This is a genomic window from Rhodospirillum sp. A1_3_36 (assembly GCF_047263945.1).
In the GTDB taxonomy this organism is placed as follows: Bacteria; Pseudomonadota; Alphaproteobacteria; order Rhodospirillales; family Rhodospirillaceae; genus Rhodospirillum.
The window spans coordinates 159,667-170,992 of sequence record NZ_JBLAVB010000003.1 but is presented as its reverse complement, the minus strand read 5'-3'; the positions used below and the strand labels follow the sequence as shown (position 1 = coordinate 170,992).

12 protein-coding genes are annotated in these 11,326 nt (G+C 60.6%); 7 read left to right on the top strand and 5 right to left on the bottom strand.

Annotated features, from left to right (window positions below; translation table 11 throughout):
• The first annotated feature begins 47 nt into the window (after positions 1-47).
• Genes ACLIRY_RS08385 through ACLIRY_RS08375 form a run of 3 tightly spaced genes read left to right on the top strand, consistent with a single transcriptional unit; the run spans position 48 to position 3,531 of the window.
• Positions 48-998, top strand: a complete 951-nt coding sequence (locus tag ACLIRY_RS08385; protein WP_413204927.1) for an ABC transporter permease — start codon at positions 48-50, stop codon at positions 996-998.
• A gap of 2 nt (positions 999-1,000) precedes the next feature.
• The gene (locus ACLIRY_RS08380; protein WP_413204926.1) at positions 1,001-1,846 is read left to right on the top strand and encodes an ABC transporter permease; all 846 of its coding nucleotides are present in this window, start codon (positions 1,001-1,003) and stop codon (positions 1,844-1,846) included.
• Positions 1,843-3,531, top strand: coding sequence for an ABC transporter ATP-binding protein (locus ACLIRY_RS08375; protein WP_413204925.1), 1,689 nt, complete (start codon positions 1,843-1,845; stop codon positions 3,529-3,531). Before ACLIRY_RS08380 ends, ACLIRY_RS08375 begins: the two co-directional genes overlap by 4 nt.
• On the opposite strand, the gene ACLIRY_RS08370 is transcribed toward ACLIRY_RS08375, so the two are convergent.
• Positions 3,498-3,974, bottom strand: coding sequence for an Lrp/AsnC family transcriptional regulator (locus tag ACLIRY_RS08370; protein WP_413205338.1), 477 nt, complete (start codon positions 3,972-3,974; stop codon positions 3,498-3,500). The genes ACLIRY_RS08375 and ACLIRY_RS08370 overlap by 34 nt on opposite strands.
• A gap of 262 nt (positions 3,975-4,236) precedes the next feature.
• Between ACLIRY_RS08370 and ACLIRY_RS08365 the strand changes: the two genes are divergently transcribed.
• Positions 4,237-5,562 carry an NAD(P)/FAD-dependent oxidoreductase gene (locus tag ACLIRY_RS08365; RefSeq protein WP_413204924.1) on the top strand — a complete coding sequence of 442 codons (1,326 nt, stop codon included), beginning with the start codon at positions 4,237-4,239 and terminating at the stop codon, positions 5,560-5,562.
• 249 nt (positions 5,563-5,811) lie between these two features.
• Here ACLIRY_RS08365 and ACLIRY_RS08360 read toward each other — a convergent pair whose 3' ends face one another.
• Together ACLIRY_RS08360 and ACLIRY_RS08355 are read right to left on the bottom strand one after the other, a co-directional pair.
• The gene (locus ACLIRY_RS08360) at positions 5,812-6,201 is read right to left on the bottom strand and encodes a hypothetical protein (RefSeq protein ID WP_413204923.1); all 390 of its coding nucleotides are present in this window, start codon (positions 6,199-6,201) and stop codon (positions 5,812-5,814) included.
• 29 nt (positions 6,202-6,230) lie between these two features.
• Positions 6,231-6,629 (bottom strand): hypothetical protein, encoded by a 399-nt coding sequence (locus ACLIRY_RS08355; protein WP_413204922.1) that lies wholly within the window; start codon positions 6,627-6,629, stop codon positions 6,231-6,233.
• Positions 6,630-6,818: 189 nt separating this feature from the next.
• Between ACLIRY_RS08355 and ACLIRY_RS08350 the strand changes: the two genes are divergently transcribed.
• From ACLIRY_RS08350 to ACLIRY_RS08340, 3 genes are all read left to right on the top strand, one after another.
• Entirely contained in the window at positions 6,819-7,640 is an 822-nt protein-coding gene (locus ACLIRY_RS08350; protein ID WP_413204921.1) for an AraC family transcriptional regulator, read from the top strand.
• A 315-nt stretch (positions 7,641-7,955) separates the two neighbouring features.
• Complete coding sequence (locus tag ACLIRY_RS08345) at positions 7,956-8,618, top strand: TetR/AcrR family transcriptional regulator (protein WP_413204920.1); 663 nt, start codon at positions 7,956-7,958, stop codon at positions 8,616-8,618.
• A gap of 12 nt (positions 8,619-8,630) precedes the next feature.
• Positions 8,631-9,611: an MDR family oxidoreductase gene (locus ACLIRY_RS08340; protein WP_413204919.1), complete on the top strand. Its 981-nt coding sequence runs from the start codon at positions 8,631-8,633 to the stop codon at positions 9,609-9,611.
• A 246-nt stretch (positions 9,612-9,857) separates the two neighbouring features.
• Here the strand turns inward: ACLIRY_RS08340 and phoB are convergent, their stop codons facing one another.
• Both phoB and phoU read right to left on the bottom strand, forming a co-directional pair.
• Positions 9,858-10,556, bottom strand: a complete 699-nt coding sequence (phoB, locus tag ACLIRY_RS08335) for a phosphate regulon transcriptional regulator PhoB (RefSeq protein ID WP_413204918.1) — start codon at positions 10,554-10,556, stop codon at positions 9,858-9,860.
• A 9-nt stretch (positions 10,557-10,565) separates the two neighbouring features.
• Positions 10,566-11,297, bottom strand: a complete 732-nt coding sequence (gene phoU, locus ACLIRY_RS08330; RefSeq protein WP_413204917.1) for a phosphate signaling complex protein PhoU — start codon at positions 11,295-11,297, stop codon at positions 10,566-10,568.
• Positions 11,298-11,326: the final 29 nt, after the last annotated feature.

The window sequence follows — 11,326 nt, the reverse complement described above, 5'->3', positions numbered from 1 at the left end:
TCCTGCATGTCGCTTTTGGTGTTTCGGTCGCGAGGGGAGTATTCGACATGAACACGCAGATCCTGAAACTCGTGCTCGGACGCCTGATGGTGATGGGGGTCACCTTGCTTATCGTCTCCTTTACCGTTTTCGCCGCGACCACGCTCCTGCCCGGCGATGTCGTCGAAATCCTGCTGGGCCAAGCCGCGACCCCCGAGGCAGTGGCGGGTCTGCGCGAGGCCATGCACCTGGACCAACCCGCCCTCCTTCGCTTCGGCCAGTGGCTTTTCGGCCTGCTGAGCGGCGATCTGGGCCACTCCTACGCCAACAACATGGCCATCACCGACCTGATCGGCCCCCGGCTGTCCAACTCCCTGAAGCTGGCGGGCGCAACCACCCTGTTCTCAGTTCCCGTTGCCCTGACCCTGGGCATCCTCTCGGCCATGCTGCGGGGATCCCTATTCGACCGGTTCGTCACCATCTGCTCGATCGGCATCATTTCCGTTCCGGAATTCATGGTGGCCACCACTGCGGTCCTGGTCTTCGCCGTTTACCTGCACTGGCTGCCCGCCCTGTCCTTCGCCAACGAAGTCCATTCTTTCACCCAAATGCTCAAGACCTTCGCCATGCCGGTGATCACCTTGAGCTTCGTCATTTCCGCCCAGATGATTCGCATGACCCGGGCCGCTGTGATCGAGACCTTGAACACGCCATACGTTGAAATGGCCCTGCTGAAAGGGGCTTCCCGCCGCCGCATGGTCCTTGTGCACGCCCTGCCCAATGCCCTGGGACCCATCGTCAACGCGGTTGCCCTATCCCTGTCCTATCTGCTGGGAGGCGTGATCATCGTCGAGACTATTTTCAACTATCCGGGCATCGCCAAACTGATGATCGATGCCGTGGCCACCCGCGACCTGCCCCTCATCCAAAGCTGCGCGATGATCTTCTGTCTGGTCTACCTGCTCCTGATCACCACGGCCGACATCATCGCCATCCTGTCCAATCCGAGGCTGCGCTGATCATGGCACCTTCTTCCTTCCTCGCCCGGACGCTCGGGATCAGCTTCAGCCCCGTGGGCATGCTGGGCCTGACCATCATCCTCGCCTGGGCGCTGGTCGCCCTCTTCGCGCCCCTCCTCATTCCTTATCCCGTCGGCGAGATTGTCGATTACGATTTTTTTGGCCCGATCTCTCACCAGTTCTGGTTTGGCACGGACTACCTGGGCCGGGATATTTTCTCCCGCACCCTCATGGGCGCCCGGTATACGGTGGGCATATCCCTCGCTGCCGTGGTTCTGGCCTGTTTTGGCGGGGTCGCCTTGGGGATGACCGCAGCCGTGATCGGAGGGTGGTTCGATGCGGCCCTCAGTCGCTTCCTGGACGCCCTCAATTCCATTCCCAGCAAGCTGTTTGGCCTGGTGGTCGTGGCTGCTGTCGGGTCTTCCGTTCCCGTCCTCGTGGGAACCTTGGCGGTGATCTACGCGCCGGGCGCCTACCGCTTCGCCCGGGCGCTGGCGGTGAACATCAACACCATGGATTATGTCACCGTGGCCCGCGCCCGGGGCGAGGGCACCTTTTACCTGATCCGGTCGGAGATCCTGCCCAACATCCTGGGTCCAGCACTGGCAGACCTGGGACTGCGCTTCGTCTTCATCGTGCTGCTTCTGTCCGGCCTGTCCTTCCTGGGTCTGGGTGTTCAGCCCCCCAACGCGGATTGGGGCGCCCTGGTGCGGGAAAACATCGGCGGCCTGCCCTATGGGGCGCCTGCGGTCATCTTCCCCTGCTTGGCGATCGCCAGCCTGACCATCAGCGTGAACCTGCTGATCGACAACCTTCCCCGTAAAATCAGAGACCGGAGCGCGTCATGACCAATCTCGTGGAAGTCCGCGACCTGACGGTCCAGGCCAAGACCGACGCCGGGCGCACCGTAGAGATCATCAAAGGCATCTCCTTCGACGTCGCCGAGGGAGAAATCGTCGCTCTGATCGGCGAAAGTGGGTCAGGCAAGACGACCATCGCCCTTACGCTCATGGGCCACGCCCGCCACGGTTGCCACATCAGCGGTGGTCTCATCTCCGTAGGCGGCAAGGATATGGCCAGCCTATCCGAAAGGGAGCGGGCTCAGGTCCGGGGGACAGAGGTCTCCTATGTCCCGCAAAGCGCGGCGGCCGCTTTCAATCCCTCACGCACCATCATGGATCAGGTAACCGAAGTCTCCCGCATTCACGACCTGATGCCCCTCCCCGAGGCCGAGGCCAAGGCCGTGGAGCTGTTCACCGCCCTGGGCCTCCCCAATCCGCAAACCATTGGAACGCGCTACCCCCACCAAGTGTCCGGCGGCCAATTGCAGCGCCTATCTGCGGCCATGGCCCTGATCGGTGGCCCGAAGCTTGTCATTTTCGACGAACCAACGACGGCGCTCGACGTCACCACCCAGATCGAGGTTCTGAGGGCCTTCAAATCGGTGATGAAGAAGGGAGACATGGCCGGGGTCTACGTTTCCCATGACCTCGCCGTGGTGGCCCAGATCGCCGACCGCATCATCGTTCTGAACAGCGGCGAGATCCAAGAGGTTGGAGCAACCGAGCAAATCCTGTCCCGGCCCAACCATCCCTATACCCAACAGCTCATCGCGGCCTTTGAGCCGAAGAGCTTCGCCGCACCCAAGAGAACCGAGACCAAACCGCACCCACTTTTGGAAGTGACCGGTCTGACTGCGGGCTACGGTGCCCTTCAGAAGAACGGTATGCCCTTGGTCACTGCGGTCAAACCCATCGACTTGACCCTCTACCCTGGTCACAACTTGGGAATCATTGGGGAATCGGGCTGCGGAAAGTCCACCCTCGCCCGGGCCATTTCCGGCATCCTTCCCGCTTCAGGCGGCGAGATCCTGTTCGACGGGAGGCAACTGGACGCGGATGCACGGAGGCGGCGCAAGGAAGAATTGCGCAAACTGCAAATCGTCTTCCAATTCGCCGACACCGCCTTGAACCCGTCCAAACCCATTGGCGCCATTCTGGAGCGCCCCCTGTCCTTTTACCATGGGATGGGTCCAAGGCAACGAGACGCCCGGGTAAAGGACCTGCTGGACTTGGTCCACCTGCCCCAGAGTCTGCGCCATCGCCATCCTCCCGAGTTGTCCGGTGGCCAAAAGCAGCGCATCAATTTGGCCCGCGCCCTCGCCGCCAACCCGAAGCTGATCCTGTGTGACGAAATCACCTCGGCCTTGGACACGGTGGTGGCGGCGGCTATTCTGGACCTGCTTAAGGAACTCCAAGGGGAGTTGGGACTGTCCTACATCTTCATCAGCCACGACCTGTCCACCGTCCGCGCCATCTGCGACGAGGTGGTCGTCATGTTCGCCGGAGAGAAGGTGGAGCAAATCCCGTCAAAAGATCTGCCCCATGGGGCCACTCACCCCTATTCCCAGCTTCTGTTTTCCTCCGTGCCCGAACTGGATCCAAGCTGGCTGGACAATTTAACCACCGAACCGGGAGCGGGCCAAACAAAGGCAGAAGCTCAAGCCGGGAAGAGCTTCGGCAGGGGCATGTGAGACTTGACGATGGGAGACTTCAGAACAACAAAACTAAAGTATTTATCGATTCCAATATCCATATCTATCAAATGTTCCATCGTTGTCTGATAGTCGACAATTCCCCCGGTGACAAACTTCATCAGATAGTCATAGCCACCGGACACCAGATGACATTCCACGACGGACTCTTCTTTTTGAACCGCAGACAGAAATCGAGAAAAGTCAATCTGCCTATGGTTTTTCAAAGTCACTTCCGTAAAAACAGTCATTGTTTGCCCCAGCTTTGAAATATTCACCAGGGCAGAATACCCTAAAATATACCCCTCCGCCTGAAGCTTCTTGACCCGCATTAAGCATGGACTGGGGGATAGATTGACAAATTCGGCCAATTCAACATTGGTTATTCGTCCATTTTTCTGTAACTCGTACAGAATTTTAATGTCGATACGATCCAGCTTCATGGACATATGGACTCTCCAACGATTGGGCCGCCGGGTTGGAAACAGCAGGGCGGCGCCTATGGCATAAAATGCTTCCGCTTTCGTTATCCATCACTGGGTCTGGATCAACAAGGGGAATGAGGCGATGGCATACCCCGCACAATGGCAGGATTTTTTGGAGGAGAAAGGGGCTACGGCAGAAGATGCCGAGTTTCTCCCCCAATACGGCAACCACGGGGCCGGAGGTGCCCTAAAATACGGCTGAATAATATGGAGATCCAGCATGCGCGCCCCCTTGCACCTGATCGAGTCGACCCCAACCCTTCCCGCTCACGCCGATGCCGTCGTCATCGGCGGGGGAATCGTGGGTGTCTTCAGCGCCTACTACCTGGCGCGCCGGGGGCATAAAGTCGCCCTCCTTGAGAAAGGCGCGATCGGGGCGGAGCAATCCTGTCGAAACTGGGGATGGTGCCGCCAACAAAACCGGGACGCCCGCGAATTGCCCCTGTCCACCAAAAGTCTGGATCTTTGGGAAGCCTTCGCCCGGGACAGCGGCGAGGATACGGGCTTCAGCCGCACCGGCCTGCTCTACCTGAGCAACGACGAGGCGGAACTGGCGGGTTGGGCGAAATGGCGGGACTTCGCCAAGACGGTGGGGGTTACGACCCATATGCTGGACGCCAGGCAGGCCGGCGAACGGGGCGCGGCCACGGGCAAGGACTGGAAAGGGGGCGTTTTCTCCCCCACCGATGGGATCGCCGATCCCTCCCGGGCCGCCCCTGCGGTCGCCAAGGCCATCATGGCCCTGGGAAGCACCGTGCATCAAACCTGCGCCGCCCGGGGACTGGAAACCGAAGGGGGTAGACTCTCCGCCGTGGTGACCGAAGCGGGATCGATTAAAACCAAGGTGGTCGTCATGGCCGGAGGCGCCTGGAGTTCCTCCTTCTGTCGCCAGTTCGGCTATTCCTTTCCTCAAGCCTCTATCCGCTCCTCCATCGTCGCCCTGGGACCAGGCCAAGGCGAGATCCCTGCGGCTCTGCATACCAAGGCCATATCGATTACCCGGCGGGGGGACGGAGGGCATACCTTGGCGATCAGCGGCATGGGACGGCTGGACCCGACCTTTCAGCACCTCCTCTATAGCCGCCACTTTCTCCCCATGTTCGCCAGACGGTGGCGAAGCTTGGCACCCGGCGGATTTGAAGGGCTGCGAAGTGGCCATGAAACCTTGAAGCGCTGGACATTGGACGCACCAACTCCGATGGAACGGATCCGTATCCTCGACCCCCGACCGGATCCCCGGGCGGTTCGGATCATGCTTCAGCGGGCCAGGGATCTCCTCCCCGGCCTGAAGACCGCTCCGGTGACAGCCAATTGGGCGGGCTATATCGACAGTACGCCGGATGGCGTTCCCGCCATCGGCCCGGTCGCCTCCCTGCCCGGCCTGATCATGGCCACGGGCTTCAGCGGCCATGGCTTCGGAATCGGCCCTGGCGCGGGACATCTTGTGGCCGACATCGTGGAGGGTACGCCCCCCATCGTCGAGGCGACGGCCTATTCCCCTGACCGCTTCCGTCGCCCCGGAGACACCAAAGTCGCAGAGTTTTGACCCGGAAGAGAATAGAGGAGACGGGATGGACGGCCCCTTTTTCCCGGATTACGTAAAGAGGGGGTCGGAGTTCAAGGGCTCCCCTTGAAAGCAGCCATCCATGAAACAGATTCGGCGGAGTATGATGTACTCTGTCTCCTTGAAAAACCAAAAAACGCGGGGCTTTGCCCCGCCCCCCAACCGGGGCCTGAGGCCCCGGACCCCCATTTGGGATCAATCAGTAGGCTGGGCACTTCGTCACGTAACGGATCACAGAGACAGCAGTTTTACGGCGATCTCCATGGCCTCCTCGCGAGACGAGGCGAGCTTCATCGGAAAGCCCCAGAATTTGGCAAAAGCCATACCGAAAGGCTTGAATGCCAGACGCTTGGCGGCGCTCGCTTCAATCACGATCATCGCCAGCACCCGTGTCCGTAGGTCGGCCTTGTGCTTCTTCATCCACAGCGTGGTGCGCTTCTTTTCTTCCTGGCTGTGCTCGTGCTCTTCGGTCGGAGCGGAATCGGTCAAAAGCACGAACGGCGCGCCGCGATTCAGGATCTCCTCAAACACCTCGAAGTCCTCGTCGTGGTCGTGATCGTGATCGGGATCTTTGTCATAACGCATCCAGACGAGCGGGAAGTTCGTGCTGTCCAAAGGCATTCTTCGTCTCCTTGCCGGGATGGGTGGTTTCATTTCGGACGGATGTGCCGCCATGACATGATCAGCGCAACCGCGCCCGGCAGCGTGACGGCCAACAGCTCCAAGCCAACGAGATGGCTGCCGTCGCGTAAACCATCCGATACGCCGGCGAGCGTGCTCATGATGAAAAGGAGGCCCCCGAGAACGAGCATGGCCCAGTCAGTCGCGCGCCTTGCGGCAAGCGCCAGCAACGGCGGGACGACCCAAGCACCGTAAAAGAGAGATACGCCCCACAACGCGACGGGGCCGAACGTCACGGCCTCCATCGTCCCGCCGCTACTGACATAGGCGTTCAGGTAAGAAAAGCACTGGATTGTGACGAAGAATACGGCCCCGACAGCTGGAACAAGCCATGCGAGTGCGAGCTGAGTTGGTTTCTTTTCGTTCACATTTACTCTCCTGTTTGTATTTGCGCGATAGGGCCGTTGAGCGCTGCCCCTCTTGAAGACAAGCGCCATCCTGAAGGCCGCTTGTCCCTTCTGCCTGAAAGCAATACGTCAGTCGACGGATGGCGTCATTGCGCAATCCTGCCATCATATGTTCCAATCCGGCCAAAATGGAAAACGCAGGGGCTTTTGATGTATGTAGACCTCCGTAGCGATTGGCTTTCCTATGTCGATGAGCTTCCTCGCCCTCTCGTCACGGCCAACGCTGTCGCCAATCTTGAGGCCCTGGAGCAATCGCCGCGGCACCACCATCAGAAAGCGCAACTGCTTTTCACGGTCCGCGGCGTCATCAACTGCGAGGTTGAAGACGCTGTCTGGATCGTGCCGCCGCACTGTGCCGTGTGGATTCCCGGCGGGCTGCCCCATACCGTTTTCGGATCAGGCGAGGTGGAGTGCATCTCCCTCTTCATCCAGCCTCCTGAGGCTCCGAAGCTGCCGAGCGACTGCTGCACGGTCACGGTATCGAGCTTTTTCCGTCATTTGCTCATGCGGGCCAACACGCTGCCGGAGCTCTATGACGTCAACGGTCCGGACGGCCGCATCGTGTCCGTTATCTTCGATGAGCTGGCTGTGGCACCGGTCGAAGACCTTCGCCTCCCGATCCCCAGCGATTCGCGCCTGAAGAAGCTCACCGACCTGTTAATCGCGGCCCCCGCAGATCATGCAACCGTCGCGGAGTGGGCCTCCCGCATCGCGCTCAGCGAGCGCAGCCTGAGCCGTATGTTGGTGGAAGAGGTGGGCATGAGTTTCGGCCGCTGGCGCCGACAGTTGCATGTTGTCCTCGCCTTGCGGCGTCTGAGCGCCGGCCAGACAGTCCAGGCCGTCGCGATGGACCTCGGCTATGAAAGCGCCAGCAGTTTCGTAACCATGTTTCGAAAGATGGTCGGCAAACCGCCAAACCGCTATCTGCTCGAGCGGCTTAGGCCTGCACCTCACGAGCATGGCGAACGATAGGACCTGCTGGGTTTCATCCACGATCGCTGCCTCTCCCGCTTACGAGGTGTCTCAATCACCACTGTACATGACAGGGGGATGTTTTCCCCTCACGGGGCTTTGCCCCGTCCCCCACTGGGGCCGAAAGGCCCCAGACCCCGGGCCCAAAAAAGGGAGGTTTGGGGGCATTTTCCCCAAATAGGCTTGGGCAATCGTCCATATGGGGGCGCAAGTTTGCGACGCGTGCATGCGTTGGTATCAACCCTCAGGGGTTGGTTATGGCGACCCGTTCATGCTGGCATTGATTTTCTAGACCAATTCGTCTATTAAATATGCATGACCCAAATCGATGCCCCCCCACCCCCCAACGAAAAGCCCCGCCGCGGCCGCCCACGCGGTGCACCGGATGCTTCCGAGGCACGCCAGAAACTGATCCGCGCCGGGCTTGAGCACCTGACCGAAAGGGGATATTCCTCAGTCGGGGTCGACGAGATCCTCACGGCGGCAGGGGTTCCCAAGGGCAGCTTCTATCACCACTTCCGTGGCAAGGCCGACTTCGGCCTGGCGCTCGTCGCAGCCTACAACGCCTATTTCATATCGCAGCTTGAACGGGCCTATCTGGACGAAGAGCGTGCGCCACTCGACCGTCTCCGCATCTTTACCGAAAGGGCCGAAGAGGGGATGGCGCGGCATGGTTTCAGGCGGGGATGCCTCGTCGGCAACCTTGGGCAGGAAATGGGCGCACTTCCTGACGCGTTCCGCACTGCGCTCACCACCGTGCTGGATGACTGGCAGGCCCGAACGGCACACCTGCTGAGCTTGGCGCAGGCGCAGGGCGAGATCGCACCACATCACGACCCTGAGGCCCTGGCCGAGACCTTCTGGATCGGTTGGGAAGGGGCTGTTCTGCGCGCCAAACTGGAGCTGCGCCCCAATGCCCTGCGCCGCTTTACGAGCACCTTCCTCCGTCTGATTGAAAATGACACAGCACAAATCTGAAAGGACACGAAGATGAAGGCGATCCTGATTGAAAAGCCCGATGAGACGCAGAACGTTTCGGTGAAAGACATTTCCGACGAGCAGCTGCCCGAGGGGGACGTTCTGGTTGAAGTCGCTTACTCGACGATGAATTACAAAGACGCGCTGGCCATCACCGGTGCCTCCCCTGTCGTTCGCCGATTTCCAATGGTGCCCGGCATCGACTTCTCCGGCACCGTCATTGAAAGCCACAACCCGGCTTTCAAGCCCGGCGACCGGGTCGTGCTCAACGGCTGGGGCGTGGGCGAAACCCATTGGGGCGGGCTAGCTGAACGCGCAAGGGTCAAGGGCGATTGGCTGGTGCCGCTGCCCGAGGCGATCGATCTGCGGCAGGCGGCAGCGATTGGCACGGCGGGTTACACGGCGATGCTCTGCGTGCTGGCGCTGGAACGGCAAGGGGTAACGCCGGACAAGGGTGAGATCGTGGTCAGCGGCGCAGCGGGCGGCGTCGGCAGCGTCGCAACGGCGCTTCTGGCGGCAAAAGGGTATCACGTTGTGGCCGTAACCGGCCGCGCCTCCGAGACGGATTACCTGCACGGGCTCGGGGCGACGTCAGTCATCGACCGCGCGGAGCTAACCGGAAAACCCCGCGCTCTGGCCAAGGAGCGCTGGGCTGGGGGGATCGATGTCGCTGGCAGCACTGTGCTGGCGAACATGCTTTCGATGATCAAATATCGCGGTGTCGTCGCGACCTGCGGTCTGGCGGCCGGCATGGATCTGCCCGCTTCTGTCGCGCCTTTTATCCTGCGCGGCGTGACGCTTTCCGGAGTCGACAGTGTCATGTGCCCCAAGCCGGACCGGCTTGAGGCTTGGTCGCGGCTGGCTGGCGATCTCGACCTCGACAAGCTTGAGGAGATGATCACCGAACTGCCCTTCGACGAGGTCATCGCCACCGCGCCGAAATTCCTCGATGGCGCCGTGCGGGGCCGCATCGTCGTTCCAGTCTCCCCTTGAGACCTGCATGGACCAACTGTCCGCAACACAGGCGCTCTAGATCAGCTTGAAACAAGCTGGCCCACGGTATACGCCAGTGTCTCGTCTATTTTGGGCGATTGCCCAAACCCATTTGGGGGCAAATGCCCCCAAACCCCCCTTTTTTTTGGCCTGGGGTCTGGGGCCTTTCGGCCCCAGTGGGGGACGGGGCAAAGCCCCGTAACGGGAAAACGCCCCCTGTCGTGTAGCGTGAGGCTGGCCCCAGCCTCATGCTACAATGGCATTTTGATCCAAGGCATAACCCGCAGCGCGGACGGTGCGGATCAGATCCATGTCTTCATCGCTGTTCAGCGCCTTACGCAAACGCCGGATGTGGACATCCACGGTCCGCGGCTCCACATAGATGTCCGGCCCCCAAACCGCGTTCAGAAGCTCTTCGCGGGAGAAGACCGCGCCAGGGTTCTGCATCAGGAATTGCAGCAGGCGGAACTCGGTGGGCCCCAGGTGGATATAGCGGCCTCCCCGGGTCACCCGATGGGCCCCCAGGTCCATGACCACATCTGCGTAGTTCAAGCTGCCCTTGGTGTTGCTCGGCTGCGACCGACGCAGCAGCGCCTTTACCCGAGCGAGCAATTCGGGCATGGAGAAAGGCTTGGACATATAGTCGTCCGCCCCGGTGTTCAGACCACGGATCCGGTCACTTTCCTCGCCCCGTGCGGTCAGCATCAGGATCGGCAGGTCCCGGGTGCGGGGCTTGCGCCGCAACTGTCGACAGACCTCAATCCCAGACATGACCGGCAGCATCCAATCCAGGATCATCACATCTGGCTGGGCCTCGGCCACCAGGGTCATGGCTTCTTCGCCATCCATGGCTTCCACCACGCGATACCCCTCCTTCTCCAGATTATACCGCAGCAGGGTGACCAGGGAGGCCTCGTCCTCGACGATCATCACTTGTGGTTTCATTGGCTCAGCTCACGATATCCCAGACGTCGGGTCCGGGGGGGTGGAGGCAAAATTTCCGGCTTCCCGTCCCTTAGGCCGAGTGGCCCGCAGGGGCTTACCGGAAACAAGATAATGGATATTCTCGCAAATATTCGTCGCGTGGTCCCCGATCCGCTCGATATTCTTGGCAATGAACATCAGATGGGTACAGGCGGTGATATTGCGCGGATCCTCCATCATGTAGGTCAGAAGCTCGCGGAAGAGCGAGGTGTACAGTTCGTCCACCTCCTCGTCGCGGGACCAGGCATCGACGGCCTTGTCCAAATCGCGTTCCACATAGGCATCAAGGGTATCATTGACGATATCTTGCACCAATCGCGCCATCCGCGGAACAGTCGCCACCGGCTTGACCACGGGAAGTTGGTTCAGCACCAAGGCGCGCTTGCCCACATTCGAGGCGTAGTCTCCGATCCGCTCCAGGTCCGAGGCGATCTTGAAGGCGCCGACAATGTTGCGCAGATCGTCGGCCATCGGCTGGCGCAGGGCAAGCAGACGCACCGCCCGATCGTTGATTTCCTGCTCCATGGCATCAATACGCGCATCGGAACTGACCACGCGGGAGGCCAGATCGTTGTCCCGGCGGATCAACGCCTGGATGGCGTTGACCATTTGGGCTTCCGCCAATCCTCCCATGCGCAACACGGTCTTGACGAGCATCTTCAGCTCCTCGTCATAGGACCGCACCGTATGTTCCGTAGGCATGGGGTTTCTCCTCGTCCTCCCAACCGTTG

Excerpts from the sequence above, each read along its gene's own strand:
- ACLIRY_RS08375 (WP_413204925.1), top strand. The coding sequence starts at position 1,843 with ATGACCAATCTCGTGGAAGTCCGCGACCTGACGGTCCAGGCCAAGACC.
- ACLIRY_RS08360 (WP_413204923.1), bottom strand. The coding sequence starts at position 6,201 with ATGCCTTTGGACAGCACGAACTTCCCGCTCGTCTGGATGCGTTATGAC.
- ACLIRY_RS08370 (WP_413205338.1), bottom strand. The coding sequence starts at position 3,974 with ATGAAGCTGGATCGTATCGACATTAAAATTCTGTACGAGTTACAGAAA.
- phoB (WP_413204918.1), bottom strand. The coding sequence starts at position 10,556 with ATGAAACCACAAGTGATGATCGTCGAGGACGAGGCCTCCCTGGTCACC.
- phoU (WP_413204917.1), bottom strand. The coding sequence starts at position 11,297 with ATGCCTACGGAACATACGGTGCGGTCCTATGACGAGGAGCTGAAGATG.
- ACLIRY_RS08385 (WP_413204927.1), top strand. The coding sequence starts at position 48 with ATGAACACGCAGATCCTGAAACTCGTGCTCGGACGCCTGATGGTGATG.
- ACLIRY_RS08380 (WP_413204926.1), top strand. The coding sequence starts at position 1,001 with ATGGCACCTTCTTCCTTCCTCGCCCGGACGCTCGGGATCAGCTTCAGC.
- ACLIRY_RS08365 (WP_413204924.1), top strand. The coding sequence starts at position 4,237 with ATGCGCGCCCCCTTGCACCTGATCGAGTCGACCCCAACCCTTCCCGCT.
- ACLIRY_RS08350 (WP_413204921.1), top strand. The coding sequence starts at position 6,819 with ATGTATGTAGACCTCCGTAGCGATTGGCTTTCCTATGTCGATGAGCTT.
- ACLIRY_RS08345 (WP_413204920.1), top strand. The coding sequence starts at position 7,956 with ATGACCCAAATCGATGCCCCCCCACCCCCCAACGAAAAGCCCCGCCGC.
- ACLIRY_RS08340 (WP_413204919.1), top strand. The coding sequence starts at position 8,631 with ATGAAGGCGATCCTGATTGAAAAGCCCGATGAGACGCAGAACGTTTCG.